10 protein-coding genes are annotated in these 20,559 nt (G+C 71.7%); 4 read left to right on the top strand and 6 right to left on the bottom strand.

What is annotated here, in order from left to right; translation table 11 throughout:
* On the top strand, nt 1-827 hold an 827-nt coding region (locus PPSIR1_RS15320; protein WP_006971993.1), incomplete at its 5' end, for a histone deacetylase family protein.
* Nucleotides 828-833: 6 nt separating this feature from the next.
* Here PPSIR1_RS15320 and PPSIR1_RS15315 read toward each other — a convergent pair.
* A complete protein-coding gene (locus PPSIR1_RS15315; RefSeq protein WP_006971992.1) occupies nt 834-1,790 on the bottom strand; it encodes a GNAT family N-acetyltransferase in 957 nt (318 codons plus the stop codon).
* 368 nt (nt 1,791-2,158) lie between these two features.
* Complete coding sequence (locus PPSIR1_RS15310) at nt 2,159-4,732, bottom strand: serine/threonine-protein kinase (RefSeq protein WP_198154518.1); 2,574 nt, start codon at nt 4,730-4,732, stop codon at nt 2,159-2,161.
* A gap of 100 nt (nt 4,733-4,832) precedes the next feature.
* On the opposite strand from PPSIR1_RS15310, the gene PPSIR1_RS15305 reads away from it, so the two are divergent.
* Entirely contained in the window at nt 4,833-5,786 is a 954-nt protein-coding gene (locus tag PPSIR1_RS15305; RefSeq protein WP_006971990.1) for a sulfotransferase family protein, read from the top strand.
* Nucleotides 5,787-6,060: 274 nt separating this feature from the next.
* Here the strand turns inward: PPSIR1_RS15305 and PPSIR1_RS42780 are convergent, their stop codons facing one another.
* A complete protein-coding gene (locus PPSIR1_RS42780; protein WP_006971988.1) occupies nt 6,061-11,175 on the bottom strand; it encodes a hypothetical protein in 5,115 nt (1,704 codons plus the stop codon).
* Entirely contained in the window at nt 11,154-13,091 is a 1,938-nt protein-coding gene (locus PPSIR1_RS15295) for an ATP-binding protein (protein WP_006971987.1), read from the bottom strand. Before PPSIR1_RS15295 ends, PPSIR1_RS42780 begins: the two co-directional genes overlap by 22 nt.
* An 82-nt stretch (nt 13,092-13,173) precedes the next feature.
* On the opposite strand from PPSIR1_RS15295, the gene PPSIR1_RS15290 reads away from it, so the two are divergent.
* The gene (locus PPSIR1_RS15290) at nt 13,174-15,069 is read left to right on the top strand and encodes a CRTAC1 family protein (RefSeq protein WP_006971986.1); all 1,896 of its coding nucleotides are present in this window, start codon (nt 13,174-13,176) and stop codon (nt 15,067-15,069) included.
* 135 nt (nt 15,070-15,204) lie between these two features.
* Here PPSIR1_RS15290 and PPSIR1_RS42775 read toward each other — a convergent pair whose 3' ends face one another.
* Complete coding sequence (locus PPSIR1_RS42775; protein ID WP_157595582.1) at nt 15,205-16,620, bottom strand: DUF4397 domain-containing protein; 1,416 nt, start codon at nt 16,618-16,620, stop codon at nt 15,205-15,207.
* Nucleotides 16,621-17,046: 426 nt separating this feature from the next.
* Here PPSIR1_RS42775 and PPSIR1_RS15280 point away from each other — a divergent pair, with 426 nt between their 5' ends.
* Nucleotides 17,047-18,045 (top strand): glutathione S-transferase family protein, encoded by a 999-nt coding sequence (locus tag PPSIR1_RS15280; RefSeq protein ID WP_006971984.1) that lies wholly within the window; start codon nt 17,047-17,049, stop codon nt 18,043-18,045.
* 34 nt (nt 18,046-18,079) lie between these two features.
* Here PPSIR1_RS15280 and PPSIR1_RS15275 read toward each other — a convergent pair whose 3' ends face one another.
* Complete coding sequence (locus PPSIR1_RS15275; protein ID WP_006971983.1) at nt 18,080-20,395, bottom strand: PAS domain S-box protein; 2,316 nt, start codon at nt 20,393-20,395, stop codon at nt 18,080-18,082.
* Nucleotides 20,396-20,559 lie beyond the last annotated feature (164 nt).

Below are 20,559 nucleotides of genomic sequence, written 5' to 3'. Positions count from 1 at the left end.
CCCTCTACAGCGCCGCCGAGCAGCTCGACGAGGACCGCGACTGGCACCCGACGGTGTTCCCCAAGCTCGCCCGCGGCCAGGGCGACCCGAGCAACCTCCACCACGCGGGCGCGTGGTGCTTCGACTCCGGCACGCCGCTCAACGCCTCGACCCTGACCGCCGCCGGCTGGAGCGCGGGCTGTGCCCTGGACGCGGCCCGAGCCGTTCGCGCGGGCGCGCCGCTGGCCTACGCCCTGTCCCGCCCCCCGGGTCACCACGCCGAAGAGGACATGTTCGGGGGCTACTGCTACTTCAACAACAGCGCCATCGCGGCCCGAGAGCTGCGCCAAGGCGGCGCGCGCGTAGTCGTCCTCGACATCGACTTCCACCACGGCAACGGGACCCAGAGCCTGTTCCAGACCACCGCCGAGGTGCTCACCGTCTCGCTGCACGGGGACCCCCGCGCCTACTTCCCCTTCTACACCGGCTACCCGCGCGAGACCGGCGAGGGCGAGGGCAGCGGCTACAACCTCAACCTCGTGCTCGAGGCCGGCTGCGACGGGCAGGCCTACCTCGCCGCCCTCGAGGCCCACGCGCTGACCACCATCCGCCACTTCGCCCCCGACTTCGTCGTGCTCGCCGCGGGCCTCGACGCCTACGCCAAGGATCCGATCGGCGACTTCGCCCTGAGCACCGAGGACTTCCACCGCGTCGGCGAGCTCGTCGGGGCCATCGGCGTCCCCGTCGTCGCCATCCAAGAGGGCGGCTACTACACGCCGCACCTCGGGCGCAACGCCGTCGCCCTGCTGCGCGGGCTCCGAGCCGGGCGCGGGCTCTCGGGCGGCTGAGCGGGGTCAGACCTCAGTCGACCAGATGTTCATGTCTTCGATGCCGCCGCCGATCCGGCACGACTGCGGCATGGTGCCCTGGTAGTCGAAGCCCAGGCGCGAGAACGCCAGGTTGATGCCGGGGACGCTCGCCCTCGCCAGCGTGAACGCCGTGGGGTAGTCGAGGCCGCGCAGGTCATCCATGAGATCCTCGAGGATGAACTGCATGTAGCCGCGGCCGCGGTGGCTGGGCAAGGTCGCGCAGTCGGTCAGCTCGGCCGTCTGCGCGGACGGGATCAGGTCCGCGCTCGCGCACGCGACCGGATCGCCGTCCGCCTCGATCAGGCGAAAGGGCGTCCCGCCTTCGATGGCCTCCGCGATGTAGGCCGCGTCGCCGCTGGGCGTCGGGTACTGCGTGAAGGTCCCGTCCAGCAGCGCGGCGATGCCCGGGGCGTCCTCGACCTCCGCCCGCCGGGTCTCGACCGGGGCGTGCTGGCGACCGCTCCCGCCCTTGTGCTCGATCAGGGACAAGACCTCGGCCACCGACCACGGGTCCGCGAGCCGAGCCCGCGCCTGGTCCGGGTAGGCCCCGAGCACGGCGCAGTCCTGCTCGCCGCGGTAGAAGCTGGGCATCAGGCCCTCGCGCCGAAAGCCCTCCGCCGCGAAGCCGGCCTCGAGGGCGACCGGGGCCAAGACCACCACGCGCCCGCGACCTCGGGCCTGGGCCTGCTCGAGCAGGCGCAGGCCCAGCTCACGCGCCTGCGCCTCGTCGGCCAGCCGCGGATGGTCACAGCGCACGCGGTCCGAGTAGGGCTCATCGCGGAGCTGGGCGCGGGCCCCAGCCCCGAGCTCCAGGGTCACGGACTGGCCTTGGGCCATCAACGCGTCGAGCCGCGGCTCGTCCCCGCCGAGCGCGAGCGGAGGAGGTGTGGGCGGCAGCAGCAGCGCAGGGGACAGGTCGTCGGAGAGCTTGGAGTTCAGCATGGCGTGGGCTTGGGCGCTCGGCTCGGGCGGGCCTGGCTTCGAGAGCGTGAGCTCCAGCGCGGCCTCGGCGACACCGCTCAGTCGCCGAGCTGCGCCTGTATCGCGGTGGATGAACGCAGAGCGCGGAACCGGCTGAGCTCGAAATACGAGGTGCGACGCCAGCTCACAGGCACTCAATGCGTTCGAGTGTGCTGTCACCCCCTATCACACACGGCGAACGCCGTCAACCTCGGCCAGACACCTCCCCAGCCTCAAAGTATCATCATTGATATCGTCATATCGAAACGCGGCGCCGAGCTCGGATTGGACGCAGTCGCAGGATCCGTGAGCCCGATCCGACGCCGCGGCGGCTCTGATCAGGGGCTGCTCTAGCCGTCGTGGACGACGCCAGGCCCTCCCTGCCCCACGTCCTCGAGCGCGTCGAGCTGCGCCCGTGACTCCGCGACCTTGCGGTGCTCGGGCCCGAGGGCGGCCTCTCGCACGGCGAGGGCCTCGGCGCAGCTCGCCCGCGCCTGCTCGAGCTCCCCACGCCCTTCGTAGAGCGCACACTCGGCCGCGAGGCTCGCCGCCAGTTCGAGGTGATCGGGGCCGAGGGCTTCGCGCTGGATGTCGATGGCGACCTCGAGCTCGCGCTCGGCCGCGTCGAGCTGCCCGAGGCCGGTGAGCGCCCGCGCCAAGCTGGCCCGCGCCTTCGCTACGGTGGGGTGGCGCGCGCCAAAAGACGCCGTATCGCGGGCGATCGCCTCCTCGAGGCTCGCCCGCGCGCCGGCGTAGTCCTCGACGTCGAGCTGCACCCCCCCGATGTTGCGCAGCTTGGTCGCCACGCGAGGGTGGGCGTCGCCATAGTTTTTCCGGGTGATCTCGAGGGCCCGGAGCAGCAGCTCGAGGCCGCGCTCGGGCTCGCCCTGGGCCGCGTAGATGCCCCCCAGGTTGTTGAGGGCCCAGCTGATGTCGGGGTGGTCGGCCCCCAGGGAGCGCTCGCGCAGCGCCAGGGCCCGCTCGAGGGAGCGCTTGGCCTCGTCGAGCTCGCCCTGCTGAAACTGAATGCCCGCGAGGCTCACGAGCAGCCTGGACTCCCGTTGGCCCTGGGGGTCGCCCGCGTGGACCCGCGCGACCTCGGCGTGTTCGAGCCACAGCCGACCCTCGGCCAGCTTGCCCTGAAACACCCCCGTCAAATCGCCCAGCTGGGCCGCCGCAGCGAACGCGCTCGTCCAGCGCCCGCCTTCGGCGGCCTCGAGGTACGCGGACTGCGTCAGCGCCACGGCCTCCTCGTACTTGGCCTCGAGCCCGAGGATGGACGCCTCGGCCAGCTGAACCTTGGTCGTCAGCGGCGGCCAGGCGAGGGCCTCCGCCCGCGCGTTCAGCTCGTCGATCTGCGCCCGCGCGCCGTCGAGGTCGCCGAGGGTCCGCATGTGCTCGATGCGCCACACCTGGCCGTAGACCTCGAGGATCGCCTCCTGCTGCGCTCGCCCTGGCGCGTCGACCTGCAGCAGCAGCGCGGCCTCGTCGACGCAATCGTCGACGGTCCCCGGCTTGGCCGCGGCGGGCAGCATGGTGATCAGCGTCTTCTCGTCCGCCCCGCTGAGGGCCTCGACCAGGCTCGAGAGCTGGGCCCGGTTCTGATCCAGGCACCACCGCGACTTGGCGACCGTGGCCGCGTCCCAGTCCGCGGCGACGAGTTCATGCTCGCACGCCTCCACCCGGCGGCCACGCCACGCCTCGGCCCGCGCGTCGAGCCAGGGCATCAGGCGATCGGCCGCGCTCGCACCATGGGCGGCGCCGCTGCCCTCGAGCCCGCCGCGCAGCCGCGCTCGCGCGCTCGCGTTCCACACCGCCTCGATCTCCTCCCCCGCCGCCACGCAGGCCGCCTCGCGCTGCTCGTGGTCCCAGCTGCGGTAGCCCAGCCCGGCCGCGACCCCCAAGCCCACGGCGGCCACGGTCACGACCCCGAGGACCCGAGCCCAGCGCCGACGCCCCCGCTCGATGGCCGCGAGCAGCTCGTCCATGCTCGCAAAGCGCTGGCCTGGGTCTCGATGCATGCCGCGGACCAAGACCGCGCGCAGCCACGCGGGCGCGTCGAGGCGGCTCAGGGGTTGCTCCACCCGACCCTCGCGCACCGCACGCGCGAGGGTCTCGACGGTGTCCCCAGAGAAAGGCCGCTCGCCGCGGATGGCCTCGAACAGCGCGACGCAAAAGGAGAACTGATCGCTGCGCGCCGTGACCTCGCCCGCGCCGAACTGCTCGGGGCTCATGTACGCGGGCGTGCCCAGGTAGGCCCCCGTCCGGGTCAGCCGGACGCCGCTGAACGATCCGCTCGAGCGCGGCAGCTCGTCGGACGCGGACGCGTCGAAGTCGTCCTCGAACACCCGGGCCAGGCCGAAGTCCATCACGCGCACGCGGCCGTCGTCGCCGATCATCACGTTGTCGGGCTTGAAGTCGCGGTGGATCAGCCCGGCTCGGTGGGCGGCCGCGAGGCCCCGCGCCGCCGCTTCGAAGATCGGCAGCGCCTTGTCCCAGACCCGCTCGTTGCGGCGGTTGCCCCCGGACAGGTTGGCCTCGGTCCACGCGCGCAGGGTCTGGCCCGCGACGAACTCCATGGCCACGTAGACCTGTCCCTCGTGGACGCCCACGTCGTAGATGGCGACGACGTTGGGGTGGCTGAGCTTGGCGAGGGCGAGGGCCTCACGGCGCAGCCGCTCGCGCCCGCGCAGGGCGCTCCTCGAGCCGCCCCTGAGCAGCTTGATCGCGACCTTGCGATCGAGCTCGGGGTCGTAGGCCGCGAGCACGACCCCCATGGCGCCGCTGCCCAGCGTGTCGAGGACGATGTAGCGACCCAAGCGCGGGCCGTGGCTTCCCGGGCTCCCGGAGTCCTCGGGGCCTGCCGCAGGCAGGTGCTCGCTCGCGGGTCGAGCCTCCGTCCCATCCAGACCAGTCGTGAGCACCAAGTCAGGATGACCCGGGTATGCCAACCAGCAACGCGGCACGAAAGCGCAGCGGGCGCGAACCCCTCGCCCAGCCCCGGGCTCTGTCATACTGCCGCCGATGCTCATCGTCACCGGCACGAAGCGCTCGGGCACCTCGATGTGGATGCAGATCCTCATCGCCGCCGGCTTCCCCCCCTTCGGCGAGGCCTTCCCGTCGAACTGGGGCGAGACCCTGCGCGGCGCGAACCCGGCCGGTTTTTACGAGTCCCTGCTGCGTCAGGGCATCTATTGGCGCACCAACCCCCACCCACGGACCGGCGCCTACTTTTTCCCCGAGCAGGTCGAGCGCCACGTGGTCAAGGTGTTCATCCCCGGCCTCGTGCGCAGCGATCGGGCCTACATCGGCCGGGTCGTCGCCACGGTCCGAGCGTGGCGCGAGTACGTCCACTCCCTCGAGCGCCTCTACGCCATGGAGGATGAGGCGCGCCTCGAACAAAAGCCCGAAGCGCCCCGCCCCGCGCGCATCCCCTCGGGTCTCGAGTGGTGGTCGGAGAACTTCGCCCTCGTGCGCGATATCGCCATCCGCCGCTACCCCATCCACGTCCAGAGCTACGACGGACTGCTCGCCGATCCGGCCAAGGTCATCCACTCGACGCTGCGCTGGATCGGCGACGCCGAGGTCGGGCCCCAGCAGGCCGAGGCCGCCGTCGCCGTGGTCGAGCCCAAGCTGCGCACCCAGACCCGGGCCGACGAGGACGCAGCCAAAGCCGAAGCCGAGACTGAAACAAAGACACCGGAAGACCCCGCGTCCCTCGGCGGCGTCCCGGCCGAGTTCGTGCCCCTGTTCGACGAGCTCTACGCGACCATCCACGCCGGCAAGGGCATGGCCAAGAGCTTCATCCTCGAGCTCAACGCCGCCAACCAGCGCCTGCTGCCGATCATCCAGGCCGCCCAAGCGAAGGTCCACGCCGAGAAAAAGCGGCGCCGGCCCGACGCCCAGTCCACGGACGGTGCCGGGCCAGCACCCAGGCCCGGCGGCTCCTTCCCCGACGAAGCCCTCGACTGGACCTGAGCGCGCCTGAAGCTCCCTCCCCCACGTCCTCGACTCAGAGGCCCGACCAAGCTCGTTTTGGCCGACCCGCTGTCCATTTTGGCCGTCGTGGACAACGCCGCGCCCCCCCTGCCCCACGCCCACGACTCCCTGTGAACGAATCCACGCCCCCGCTTGCGGGGGCGACCACATGCCCCCTCAAAGGTACGAGCCCCATTGCCCCACGACCAGAGCGGAGGAGCGGACAGCGACGAAGCGCCCCCGGTTCGAGGCGGCTGTGGGGGCAAAGCAGCGCTCAGCCCAGCATCGCCGAGAGCACGAGCTGGGCGTGCACGCCGTGGAAGGCGACCTCGTCCTCGTCGGTCACCGGCTCGAGCCAGGTGTTGAGCGCCGTATAGGCCGACGAGGCCAGGAAGCTGACCCAGATGGGATCGGGGTCCTCGAGGGCCCGGCGAAACTGCGGGTGGGCGGCGTCGAAGTGCACGCCCGCGTCGATGTCGACGAGCTGCCGGCCGCTCCCGGCCTTGGCCCCGATGCTGTCGAGCAAGCCCTCGTTCAGCAAGCTCTGGCGGACGCCCCGGACCAGGCGCAGCTCGTCGCGGATGCGCTCGACGAGGACGTCGACGGGGTCGGGCGGCGGCGGCTTGGCGGCCTCCCGCGCCGCGGCCTCGCGAGCCTCCCGCTCCGCCGCCTCCCGGGCCTCTCGCTCCGCCGCCGCCGCGGCTTCGCGCTCCGCCGCCGCTTCGGCCTCCGCCTCCGCCTCCCGCTCCGCCGCCTCCCGGACCTCTCGCTCCGCCTGCTCCCGCGCCTCTCGCTCCTCCTCGAGCTCGCGCGCGGCCTCGGCCTCCGCGGCCTCCTGGGCCTCGAGCTTGGCCCGCTCCTCCTCGCTGAGCAGCAGCCGGGCCCGCTCCGCGGCGTCCAGGCCCGGCGAGCTCGCGTCCCAGATGCCCAGGTGCGAGAACTCGATGGGTCGGACCTGGGCCGCGAGCTCGAGGGAGATCAGCCGACCGCAGCTCATGCGCAGCAGCGCCGTCTGGTTCAGGCGCTCGATCAGGTTGCCGGTGATGGCGTCGAAGCTCGCGCCCGAGAGCTGCGCCCGGGCCAGGCGAATGGCGAGGGCGCGCAGCATCTCGATCCGGACCGCGCGCTTGCGGACGACCTCGGCCTCGCCAAAGTCGGCCCGCTCGGCCCGGCGCAGGTCGGACTGGTGCTCTCGGAGCAGGCGCGAGTAGGCGTAGACGGCCCGGCTCTCGAAGTAGCGCTTTTGCACGGAGCTGAACGCCGGCGCCTCGAAGCGATCGTCGGCGGTCAGACCCGCGACCGCCCCCTGGACGGGGAACAGCGCCTGGGGATCGCGGACGGTGATCACCCGGACGCCGACGTTGTCGTGGCCCTCGCCCTCGTCACCGAGGATCACCCCGGAGTCGAAGGGCAGCCGATCGGGCAGCCACATCTGCCCGCGCATCCCGTGGCGCCCGCAGGCCACGGTCACGAGCGTGTCCCTGGGCGCCGCCAGCGGGGGCATGGGCGTGGCCCCGTCGCGGCGCCGCTCCCCGTAGACCCGCGCCCGCCAGCGCTGCGAAAAATCGTGCAGCTCGCCGAACAGCTCCTCGAGCTGCGGGGCCTCGTGGGCGCGGACCAGCAAGATCGGGAAGGGCGGCGGCACGTCGTGGCCAGGGTGGTGCGAGACCACCCACAGCTTGCGGTGTTCTTCGCGGCGCGCGATGAGCTCGTCGAGGCTGCGGCGGGTGCCGTCCACGTCGACGAAGCCGCGCAGCTTGGCGAAGGCCCGGCCGACCTCGTCGAGGCGCCGGGGGAACATGCCCGCGCGCGGGCACTGGCGGCGCCAGTAGGCCATGACCCACGACCACGCGAGGCCGCGCTGGCGCTCGTCGAAGCCCGCCTCCTCGTCCGCGTAGGCCCGCGCCAGGGCCTCGAGCAAGGGGCCGCGGATGTGCTCGCGCAGCATCACCTTGGTCTCCTTCAGGCGCTCGCCCTTGGGCTTCACCCCCGAGTAGTCCGACTTCAGCTCCGCCGCGTCGTCGTCGATGACCGCGACCACGGGCAGGATCGCCGCGAGCTCGAGCTCCTCGATCATCCGGCGGTCGTGGCACAGGGTCAGGCGCAGCTTCCCGCCGTCCCCGGGGGCCCACGGCGGGATCGCGATCTGACCGCGGAAGCCGTCGGCCTCGACCTCGACGTGGACCAGGCGCTGGTGCGCCGGGACCTCGATGCGCTCGAGCCGGGCCCGAGCCTCGAAGCGCGCCTGCTGCCGCCGCTCGTGGATCCAGCCCTCGCAGTCGACGAGCTCGTCGCGCGGGAACAGGCGCATCAGCTGGCTCAGCTCGCCCTCGCCCAGGCGCAGGATCAGCCGCTCGCCCGCGTACTCCAGCACCGGATCGGTGATGAAGCCGAGCTCGCCCTTGGCCGCGAACTCGGCCTCGACCTCGGCCAGGGAGACCTCGCGGGCTCCGGTGGTCTCGAACCAGGTCACGGCCTCGAAGCGGCCGTAGGCCTCGAGCAGCCAGCGGTGGAAGCCAAAGCCCGCCCCCTTGCTGGGCGGCCGGGGCACGCGCTCGGCCAGCTCGAGCACGGCCGCGGCGGTGGGCAGCTTGCCGTCGTCGACGAGCAGCTCGATGGCCGTCGTCAGCACGCTCAGGGGCTCGCCTGGGTGCAGGACCATGAGCTGGAAGTAGTCCTCGACCGCGGCGGCGTGGGCCGCCGCCGCGTCGCCCTCGCTGCCGGCGGGCGGGTTGGTCCAGTGGTGGCCGCGGATCGTCCGCCAGGCCCTCGCGTGGTCGAGGCTCAAAAAGGGCATGCAAAAGGCCGCCCACAGCAGCTTGCGCTCGGGCAGCTCGGGGATCCGCGAGCGGCCCTCGCGGGGCTGGGCCAAGCGCGCGTCCAAGAGCGCGATCAGCCCGGCCTCGACGGCCTCGCGCAGCGGCTCGCTGTCCCCCGCCAGCGCGTCGTAGTCGCTGGTCACCGGCGCCTGCTCCCAGCTCAGCGAGGCGACCAGGCCGGGCAACCACGCCCGCGTCGTCACCTCGCAGACCCGGCGCCGCTCGACCAGGAGCTCGACGGTGGCCCGCCGCGAGGCCCGGCGGGGGTGGCTGTCGAAGCGGTTGATCTCGAAGCCGACCAGGCCCGTGACGCCGCCGCGCTCGACGGGGACCGCCCACGTGTACACGCCGAGGCGCGGGTCTTGCTGCGGACGGCGCAGGAAGGCGCGGCGGCCGAGATCGCGCAGGTAGGCCTCGGTGTGATCGTGGAGCGCCTCCTCGCCAAAGATGGCCGCGAGCAGGTCCCGGTCCGCGTCGGCCAGGCGCAAGATCAGCTCGTCGATGCTCGGCACCAGCGGAACCTCGGTGCTGACATACAGCAGCTTGCCCCGCTCGCCCGCCGCCCCCCCCTTGCCGCGAGCCGCGGCGATCTCGACCAGGCTGAGCTCGCGGTGGTCCACGCTCGGAAAGCTCAGCATCCTCGCGACCGCGGTCGGCTCGGAATCCTGCCCAGGACTCACCGCCAGGCCCAGGCGCGGCATGAGCTCCGGCGCCTCGAGGCGCTCGAGCCAGCGCCGCGCCGCTCGGCGGCTGAAGCCAAAGGCCTCGAGCCAGCGGACCCCGAAGTCGTGGCGCGTGGCCACGGCCAGCACGTTGCGGACGACCTCGCGGCGGTAGGGATCGACGCCCTCGGCCCAGGCGCTGACCAGGGCCGGCAGCTGAGCCAGGATGACCACGGCCGCGCGCGCCAGCGGGCGCGTGAGCTCGACGCTGGCGTAGTCCTCGGCGAGCTCGAAGGGGCCCTCGATCACCGCGCTCAGCCCGACCACGCCGAAGTTGATGCCCTCGGCCTGGACGTCCGCGTAGAGGCAGCCGTCGACGATGATGCGCACGTCCGAGTCCAGCCCCGGGCGCAGGGCGACCTGGCCGACGTAGCCCTCGGCCTCGAAGCTCAGCGCGTGGCGCCAGTCGCCCTGGGGCAGGCTCGGCGGGTGCTGCCGCCTCCGCCACAGGAGCCGGTTGATCTCCCAGCCGACCTCGCGCACGAAGTCCTCGGTCACGTCGGCGCCCGCCGGGAACACGCGCTGGAAGGCCTCGCGCACCTTGGCGTGCTCGGCCAACACCACCGGACCCCAGCCCGGCGGGACCACGGCGCCCCCGGGGCGCTGGCTGACGATCATCAAGCCGCGCTCGGGGTCGTGGCTCGCCGCCAGCTCTCGCGTGGACATCCAGCGATCGTCGACGAGCTGCCAAGTCGGCAGGTCGCACAGCCTGCCCAGGGGCCCCGCGTCCGGGCGCAGCCAGCTCTCGTCGCCGTGCTCGACGAAGAACTCGTGCAAGCGCGAGAACACCTGCCCCGCCCCCAGCTCGCCGCCCGCGTTGTGGGCCTCGAGCCCCCCGGCCGGGTCGTGCGCGAAGGTCCCGGCCATCCAGTCCTCGGCCAGGCGCCCGAGGATGTGGTCGCGCAGGTGGCCGACGCCGACCATCATCGCCTGGTAGCGCGGGTCATTGCGGACCACGTCGGCCTGCGAGACGTCCTTGCGAAAGTCCTGGGCGTTGGCCCAAAACCACAGCCCGCGCGGGACCTCGGACAGCGGGTGCGTGACCACCTCGACGCCGTTGGACAGCACGACGACGCAGGCGCGATCGAGCTCGTGGGCGTGCACGCCCCCGACGAGGCTCACCCCGTCCCGCTCCCAGCTCATCCGCGCGTGCACGCCGCTCGCTGGCAAGCCGTGGCTGATGGACTCCCCGTCGAGGGTGATGGGCATCGAGGCCAGCGCACAGTACTTGCGCAGCATCAGCTCCTCGGGGATGGTCCCGCGCCGGTCGTGGACGAAGCGCATGAACAGCCCGGGCCGAAAGCGCTCCTTGACGTGCACGCGGGTCCGGTAGCTGCCGTCGCCCTCGGTCCCCAGGGCGTCCGGGACCGCGTCGATCAGCGAGATGGCGTCGTCTTGCTCGGGGCGCAGCACCCCGAGGATGCCCACGGCCTTCTCGTGGGCGCCCCCGTCGTGCACGCCCACGTCCCCGCCCACGCTCTCGATGCGAGCCCAGCGCGGGTTGAGGGCCATGACCGCGTTGCAGGCCAGGGCCAGCTCTCGGCGCGCGCGGATCTTGTAGGTGCTGCGGTCGACGAACAGCGCCGTGTACAGCTCGTCGAGGTCCGCCCAGTCGAGGGAGGCGTCGAAGTGCATGCGCATGTCGTCGCTGTCGATGGTGAAGTCGATGCGCGTGGCCCCGGCCAGCACCGCGGCCTCGACCAGCAGCAGGACGTAGCGGTGCGGATCGGCCAGCTGGAACTGGCGCATCTTCTGGCGCGCCTTGTCCCGGTCCAGGGAGAAGCCCCCGGCCGAGTCGAACTCGGCGTCATCCTGGAGACCGGCGATCAGCTCTGCGGCTTTGGACATCGTAGCTCCCGCACTTTCATGGCCGTCGCGGCCAGCTCGGCGTCGGCGGCGGCCTCGATGGCCCCGCGCTCGAGGAAGAACAGCTTGATCAGCTGGTAGGCGGCGAGCTCCGGCTCGCGCACGGCCACGCCCAGCAAGGTCCGGACCACGGGGTGGTCCGCGTCGACGACCAGCACCCGCCGGCGCGAGAACAGGCCCGAGCCGAGGGTGCCCGCGTCCTCGGCCGCGGTCAGCTCCCCGAATTCGCGCTGGCTGATGGCCACGCGGCCGTCGAGCAAGCTCCCGCTGTCGGCGAAGCGGCCGAACTCGCAGCCGGCGACCTTGTGCCCCCCGAGCTCGAGGATGCGCGCGGTCGCGTTGGCCAAGCTCGCCCACTTGCGCGCCTCGGCGGCGTCCGGGGCCAGGGGCATGAAGCGGCGCCGCCCGAGCAAGCGCGGCGGGCCCTGGACCTCGGCCAGGTCCGCGAGCGCGCCGAGCAGGCCGGTCATGCAGCTGCGCTCGAGGGGCGCGCCCTCCCGCGCCTGCTCCCACAGCTCGCCGAGCACCGCCTCCATGCCGGGGTCGCGGGCGTCCTCGTCCCCGTGCTCGACCTCGAGGGCCTCCGCCCGCGCCTGGGCCTCGTGGGCGGCGAGGCGCAGCTGCGCGGCCCCGCCGAAGCTCGCCAGCACCGGCAGCTTGGCGTCCTCGACCGCCCGCGACAGCGGCGTCGGACCGGCCGAGACCCACAGCTCGCCGAGGCGCGCGACCGCCTTGCGCAGAACCCCCCAGGTCAGCAGCTCCCCGCTCGGCGCCCGGGCGCAAACCAGCTTGGCGTGCGCCCGGCCGATGCCCTTGGCGTCGCGGATGTGCCAGCGCGCGGCCGCGTAGAGCTCGACGAGCTCGCGCAGCGCGGGCGAGGGCTTCGCCGAGGCCTCGGCGACGTCTTCGAAGGCGCCCCACAGCGCCGCGTCGCCCTCGCGGACCACCGCGTCGATGCGCTCGAACACCTGGTCGCGCAGCGCCCCCCGGGCCAGCTCGCGCAACTTGGTCACGACCTTGTCGAAGTTGCGATCCTTGATCACGTCGTCGCGGGTCAGGGTGTGCTCGAGGTAGCGCGAGGACACCTTGAAGCTCAGCCCGAGCAGGTCCTCGACGACGCTGCCGTGGCCCCGGCGCGCCTCGACCAGGGTCAGCCCGCCGTTGAAGTAGGCGTGCGAGCCCTGGCCGATCGCCCCCCAGTTCGGCGCCTCCCAGTCCAACCCCTCGATGGGGTCGTGGCCAATCTCGATGTGGGAGAAGTCGTCCTCGTAGCGGTGGACCAGCGGCAGGCCCAGGCCGAAGGGCTCGGAGATCAGCTCGCCCCGGACCCGGACCTCGCCGCGGGCGTGGCGGCACCAGTAGCGGATGACCTCCCCGGCCCGCCCCACGAAGGCGTCGTAGTCCCCGCGCGTGGTGTTCTTGATGATCCGGACCGTCGTGCCCTCCATGGCCTGGTCGAGGCGCAGGCGCTTGAAGTTGCGATCGACGTCGAAGAGCACCCGCCAGGCCTCACCCGCCCGGGCCGTGTCCACGCACACCGCGTCGGGCTCGATGGCGAACACCGACACGAAGCCGATGCCGAATTTGCCGATCTTGGTCATGTCCCCGTCCTTGGCCGACGAGAACAGGCGGGTCAGCTTGCTGTCGATGATCTGCCGGTCCATGCCCTCGCCGAAGTCCTGGACCGTGATGACCATGGCTCCAGCTTGGGCTGCGCTCGCGTCGCCGGCCTCGCTGGCCTCCCCGGCGGGCTGGAACTCGAAGTCGATCTCGACCTCCGCGCTCCCGGCATCGAGGGCGTTTTGGATGAGCTCGCGGAAGAAGCTCATCGAATCGGAGAACTGATTGATGAGGTCGTCGAGGGCGTCGCCGACATCGACGGCAGCGGGGCTCGTCATGGTGCAGGCACGCTAACGCGAGGGAGGCCCCGGCGTCGACGGTCGAGCTGTCCTCACCACCCCCAGCTGCTAAACTACGCCCGTGCCCTCGCGTCCCCTCGAGCTCGCCTCGACCCCGGCCCTCGCGGTGCTCGTGGCCGCCTCGGCGGCGGGCCCAGGCTGCCTGGTCGCCCCCACGGTGAGCGGCAACGGCGAGGAGGTGACGGGCTGGGAGGACGAGCTCGGCGGGGCCGAGACCAGCCTGCCGACGGGCGCAGACGATGCAGGAGAGGCCGGGACGAGCACCGGCGTCGACGCGGGCGAGGACGGGGCGAGCAGCGAGAACGCCGGGGCGACCGACGGCGACGACAACGGCGACGGGCCCGAGGACGCCGACGAGGGCACGGGCCCGCCGACGGACCTGCCCTGCTGCGTCGAGACCGAGGTGATGTTCACCGACGTGACCGCCCTCGCCGGCCTCGACCACGCGCACGGCGAGGGCTACGCGGAGCCCCCCGACTGCCTCATCGACACCCTCGTCCCGCCCAAGGAGAACTTCTTTTGCAGCATCGACTGGTCCGCGGCCGGGGCGGTCGCCGGGGACTTCGACGCCGACGGCTGGGTCGATCTCTTCGTCACCCGCCTCTACGAGCCCAGCATCCTGTACCGCAACAAAGGCGACGGGAGCTTCGAGGACGTGACCGCGAGCGTCGGCCTGGCGGGGGTCGACCACGGCTCGGGCGCGGCGTGGATCGACGTCGAGAACGACGGCGACCTCGACCTCTACGTCAGCGTGGTCGGGAGCCTGCGCCACCACCTGTTCATCAACCTGGGCGGCCAGTTCACCGACCAGGCCTTCATCCGCGGGGCGACCCTCGAGAGCGGCCACCCGCTGACCGGGACCACCGTCGCCCCCGGCGACTACGACAACGACGGCTACCTCGACCTCTACGTCAGCGACTGGCGCAACTCGGCCATCGGCGACCACCCCTCCTCGGCCCGGCTGCTGCACAACCGCGGCGGCGAGGGGGCCCCGGGCTTCTTCGAGGACGTGACCGAGCAAGCGGGGGTCAACGTCGACCAGGTCCACCTGCTGTCCGAGACCCCGACCGTCGGCACCTTCGTGCTGACCTCGACCTGGGCCGACATGGACGACGACGGCTGGGCGGACCTGCTGCTGACCTCGGACTTTGGCTGCAGCCGGCTGTTTTGGAACAACGGCGACGGGACCTTCCTCGACGGCACCGAGGCCGCCGGGGTCGGCAGCGACCGCAACGGCATGGGCGCGGCGATCGCCGACTACGACCGCGACGGCGACCTCGACTACTTCGTCACCTCGATCACCGGGCCCTACAACGACGGCAACCGCCTGTTCCGCTACGAGGGCGGCCGGACGTTCTCGGACCAGACCGACGCCGCGGGCGTGCGCGAGGGCTACTGGGGCTGGGGCGCCGTGTTCTTCGATCAGGACAACGACGGCGACCTCGACCTGAGCATGACCAACGGCTGGCGGGCGACGCTGAACCTCGACGATCCCATGGTCGCGTGGACCCACGAGCCCGGGGAGATCTTCGTCGACGAGGCCGAGGCCGTCGGCATCGTCGACGAGGGCGCCGGGCGGACCCTGCTCGAGTTCGACTACGACCGCGACGGCGACCTCGACCTCTTCGTCGCCAACGTCGGCGCGCCGCCCAAGCTGTTCCGCAACGACTCGATCACCCCCAACCGCTGGCTGCGGGTCGACCTGCGCGGGACCCAGACCAACACCCAGGCGATCGGCGCCCGGGTGCGGATCAGCGTCGGCGGCGAGAGCTGGATCCACGAGGTCGGCGGCAGCGACCAGACCTACCTCGGCCTGTCCGAGCCCACGGTCCACTTCGGCGTGGGCGGGGCCGACAGCGTCGACGAGCTGCGCGTGCTGTGGCCGGTCAGCGGGACCGAGCAGGTGCTGACGGACATCCCGGTCAACACCACGGTCACCCTGGTCGAGGGCGAGTAGGCCAGTCGCCGAGCAGGCGAGTAGGTCAGTCGCCGAGTAGGCGAGCAGATCAGTCGCCGAGCAGGCCAGTCGCCGAGCAACCAAGAAAAAGGGCGGGGCCCGAAGGCGCCCGCCCGTTCGCACGTCGTGCTTGGCTCAGGGGCAGACGCCGCCGCAATCGTCGACCGCGCCAACGCACAGGCCGTCCCAGCTGTTGTTGCAGCAAAAGGCATCCTGGGCGCACACGCAGTCGAGGACCGCCTGGACCTCGCAGCTGCCCGCCCCGCCGTTTTGGCAGCAGGTGCCCGAGGTGCAGGCCGACTCGTCGTAGGCGTCGCAGGTGCCGTTGCAGTCCGCGTTGGTGCTCGCGGCGTAGGCGTCGGGGTTGACGGTGTCGCAGCCGACGGAGTCGCCGTCGCAGACCTCGGTGCCCTCGACCATCCCGTTGCCGCACTCCTGCGCGTTGCACATCGAGGTGTCGTAGGCGGTGCAGTCCGCCGAGCAGCCCAGGGTGCCGCCGAGGGGGAAGCCCTGCGTCTCGCAGGTCTCGTCCCCGAGCTGGCCGGGCTCGCAGATCTCGCCGAAGGTGATGTTGCCGTCGCCGCAGGCGTCGGCGTCGATGCGCGCGGTCGAGCCGTCGGGCAGGTGCGCGAGCAGGAACACCGGCGCGCCGCCGGCCTCGTTGACCGCGTAGACGTCGACCAGGATGTCCGGGCCGAGGTCGGGCACGGAGAAGGTCACGTCGGGGACCATGTCGTCGTTGACGTCGACGCCGATCGGGATGGCGCCGGCGGGGGCGTCGATCTGCTGGGTGCCGCCGTAGTCGAGGTCCTGGATCAGCGGCACGGGCGGGTCGGCGAGGAGCCAGATGTCGACCTGGCCGACGTCGGGCGCGGTGTGGCTGACCTGGTAGCGGATCTCGCCCATGGCGATGCCCATGTCGTCGTCGACGAGGGCCAGGACGCCGAGCATGTCGAGGTAGTTGTGGGCGACGGCCGAGTACATGGTGTCGGCGGCCAGGTCGACGTCGACGGCGAGCACCGCCATGTCCGGGGGCATGCCGGCCGGGACGATCGCCACGTTGTGCGGGCCCTCGGGCACGGTCAGGTAGTCGGTGCCGGACTCGAAGGCCAGGTCGGCGACCACGGGCATGTCGCCGCCGTCGAGGTAGATGTCCACGGGCGGCGCGTCGACGCCGAGGTGGAGCACGCGGAGCATCGCGTCTCCGGGGGGCGGATCCGTGGTCTCGGTGTCCGCCGTCTCGCCCATGTCGGTCGTGTCGTCCGTCGTGTCCTCGGTGGTCGCGTCGTCCGTCGTGTCCTCGGTGGTCGCGTCGTCCGTCGTGTCGTCCGTCGTGTCGTCCGTCGTGTCGTCCGTCGCGTCGTCCGTCGTGTCGTCGGTGGTGCCGACCTCGTCGTCCGTCGTCGTATCGGTGTCGTCGGCGACGGTGTCGGTGCCGATCTCGTCACCGTTTTCGGTGCCGGGGGTAGTCGTGTCATCGGCACAAGCCGCGAGGGCCAAGCTGGCGACACCGAGTCCAAGGAAAAGGTTGTGAATCGAACGATGAGTCATGGGGAGATTCCTCTGCTGTCTATCGCTGGCCCCGATACAATTCGGGGGGACCCGCTACAGCAGAGCTCTTGCATACCACAATCCAAGGTCAACCTTCGTGTAGACTTGATGGTGTTTTTTGTCGCCATCACCGAGCTCCTTGGGTCTGACCGAGCCTACGCCCAGGCCTGCGGCCTCATCGATTCGAACGAGTGCAAAGCCGCCCATGCTCGTTTTCGTGGCCTCGCGTTCGCGGCGCGCTCCGAGTCGTGCAGCTTTCGCGGGAGCTCGGCTGCACCATCCGCAATTCGAATCGCCTCCAGAGTGTCTGTATTCGAACCTTTCTCCGAGTGCCACTACTGATTGCGAGCGTCGAGCCGACTTCGCGATGGGGGTCCCGATAAAAACCGACTTGCACCCTTGGGTTTCTAGGCTAGGTCCGCTGCCATGGGCATGCTCGTCGATGGCCAGTGGACGACTCGGAGCGTCCAACCCGACGCCAAAGGCCGCTTCGTGCGGTCCAGAACACGCTTTCGGCAGTTCATCCGGCGAGACGGCAGCACCCCCTTCGCGCCCGCCGAAGGCCGCTACCACCTCTATGTGTCGTGGGCCTGCCCCTGGGCCCACCGCGTATTGATCGCACGCGCCCTGCTCGGCCTCGAGCAGGCCATCAGCGTGTCCGTAGTCGACCACTTCATGGGCGACCGAGGCTGGCGCTTCGACCCCAGCGTGGCTGGAGCCACGGACGATCCCATCCACGGCGCGCGCCACCTCAGCGAGGTCTACGTGGCCGCAGAGCCCTCGTTCACGGGCCGGGTGACCGTGCCGGTGTTGTGGGACAGGACTAGCGGAACCATCGTGAACAACGAGTCGCGCGAGATCGTACGCATGCTCGATCACGAGTGCACGAGCCTCGCCCGCGCCCCCGTCGATCTCGCCCCTGGTGCGCTGCGCCCAGCCGTCGAGTCAGCCATCGACGCCATCTACGAGCCCATCAACAACGGCGTCTACAAGGCCGGCTTCGCGGGCTCCCAGGCCGCCCACGACGAGGCCATCCGCGAGCTGTTCGCGGCCCTCGACCACTGGAACGCCGTGCTCGGCGAGCAGCGCTGGATGACGGGCGAGCGGCTGACCGAGGCGGACCTGTTCCTGTTCACCACGCTGATTCGCTTTGACCTCGTCTACCACACCCACTTCAAGTGCAACCGCCGTCGCGTCGTCGACTACCCGAACCTGTGGGGCTTCGTCCGCGAGCTCTACCAGCTGCCTGCGGTCGCAACGACGTGCAACTTCGAGCACATTCGAAGGCACTACTTTGGCAGTCACCGAAGCATCAATCCGCGCGGCATCGTAGCCCACGGCCCCCAGCTCGAGCTCGACGGGCCGCACGGCCGCGACGCGGTCGGTGGCCAGGCCGCGGCGGATCTGTTCGCGCGCGCGCCCTGATCGCGCCGGGTCTGCGCCCGACCTCCGGGTGGGTTCAGCTCGAGGCGCGGGCCAGCTCGTCGAGGGGCGGCGGGCCGTCCTCGACGAAGCGCTCGACCAGGCTGCGCAGGGTCTTGATCGAAAAGGGCTTGTCGAGCTTGTGCGCGTCGGACAGGCCGCGCCCCAGCAGCTGCGTCGGGAAGTCTCCCCCGGTCATGAACACGATGCGCCGGCAGGCCTCGGGGCGCTGGGCGTGGACCCGCTCCCACAGCTCGGCGCCGGTCAGCTCGGGCAAGATGACGTCGCACAGGATGATGTCCCAGTCCTCGCTGACGATGCGCTGCAGGGCCTCGGTGGCCGTGCCCACGGTCGCGACCTCGTGGCGGGCGAGGGCCTCGCTGACCATCTCGCGGATCATCGGCTCGTCGTCGACCACGAGCACCCGCGCCGACCGGAGCACGACCCCGGAGGGCTCGCGGATCACCCGGCGGGGCACGTCGTCGTCGACGATCTCGGCCCCAGGCAGGCGCACGAAAAAGCGCGTGCCGACGTCGACCTGGCTCTCGACCACCAGCTCGCCGCCGTGGGCGGTGATGATCTCGTGGGTGATGGCCAGGCCGATGCCCGTGCCTTCGCCGACGGGCTTGGTCGTGAAGAAGGGATCGAAGATGCGCTCGAGCTTGTCCGGCGGGATGCCGCAGCCCGTGTCCGTGATCTCGACCTCGACGCGGCCGTCGTCGAGGTTGCGGGTGTAGACGTCGACGCGGTTGTTGCGGGGCGTGCCCGGGGCGATGGCCTGGGCCGCGTTGACCAGCAGGTTGAGGAACACCTGGCCCAGCCGCGCCTCGCTGCCGAGCACCGGGGTCACGGCCTGGTAGTGCTTGAGCAGCCGGGCGCGGTGGCGGACCTGCAGGTCGGCGATCTCGATGGTCGAGTCGAGCAGGGCGTGGACGTCGACGCGCTGACCGTCGCCGGAGTCGGGCCGGGCGAAGCGGCCGAGGTCCCGGGCGATCCGCCGGACCCGCTCGGTGCCCTCCTGGGTCCGCGACAGCAGCTCGCGGATGCGCGCCCGCGAGGCGGCCACGGCCACGGGGTCGTGGTCCGGGGCGTCGCGCATGCGGACCTGCTCGTCGAGCTCGTCGGCGAGCAGGCCGAGGTTGCCGATGACCCACGACAGCGGGTTGTTGATCTCGTGGGCCACGCCCACGGCCAGGGTGCCCACGGTCGCCAGCCGGTCGGCGAGGTAGAGCTGGCTCTGCATCTGGCGCTGCTCGCCGGCGTCGCGGATGATCGAGATGACCGCCGGCACGCCCATGAAGGTCGCCGGGATCGAGGCGACCTCGCCGATGAACACCTCGCCGTCCGAGCGCATGAAGCGGATGTCCTGCACGGGCTCGGGGGCCCCGGACTCGAACATCTTGGCGACCCGCGCCCGGGCCCGCGCGACGTCGCTGGGGTGGATGCGGTCGTAGACCGAGCTCCCGACCAGGGCCTCGGAGTCGGCGATGCCGAGCTGGGCGCGCGCGGCCGGGTTGACGTAGACGTAGCGCCCCTCGCTGTGGACGATGATGCCGTCCGGCGAGGCCTCGAACACCGAGCGCAGGCTGGCCTCGGACTGGCGCAGGGCCTCCTCGGTCAGCCGCCGCTCGGTGATGTCCGTGAACACGCCGATGATGTAGCCGTCGCCGCTGGGTATCCAGCGCACGTCCGCGGCCACGCGGTAGTCGTTGCCGTAGCGGTCGCGCAGGCTCAGCTCGCGCTCGCGCACGCGGCTGACGGTCTGGATGTCGGCGGTCAGGGCCGCGACCTCGCGCGCGTCGAAGACCTCGGCGAGCCGGCGCCCGGCGACGGTCCCCGCCCGCTGCCGGAGCATGCGCTCGAGCTCCCGGTTGCACTGGTGGATCTCGCCGTCGCGGCCGGCGATCAGCGCGGGCAGGGGGACGAGGTCGAAGATCGCCCGCAGCTGACGCGCGCTGATCTCCGGGAGGATCGAGCCCAGCGGGTCGGCCCGCTCCGAGCCCCCGCCGACGTCGGCCGCGATCGCCCCGCTGCGCTCGGCCACGGTCAGGCGCAGGGCCAGGCGCTCGGGCGACATGGGCACGCACAGGAAATCGTCGGCGCCTCCAGCCAGGGCCTCCTCGGCCAGCGAGAGCTCGCCCAGGCCGAGGATCCACCGCGCCCGCAGCTCGCGACGGTAGCGCGCGCACAGCTCGACGAGGTGCGGGCCCGCGACGATCACGATCGACGCGATCGGCAGCTCCTCGGTCAGGCCCAGGTCTCCGCGCGCGACGACCTCGTGACCTCGCCGCGACAGCGCGTCGGCGCAGTCCGCCCGCCGAACCGCGTCTGGATCGACGATGAACACCTTCACCGCAGACTCACCCCCTGCATCGCCTCCACGCCCAGCTCGCTCCGGATCACCACCATCCGTGTCACGCGGTGTTCAGGATACCACCGACGCGGTGGGGCTCGACAACCCAACGCGAGAGCGCCGAGAAGCCACTCCAGACTCTCGGCGCTCGGGTTGGCGTGGCG

This window comes from Plesiocystis pacifica SIR-1 (assembly GCF_000170895.1).
Lineage (GTDB): Bacteria > Myxococcota_A > Polyangia > Nannocystales > Nannocystaceae > Plesiocystis > Plesiocystis pacifica.
This window is presented reverse-complemented; position numbering and strand designations above follow the sequence as displayed.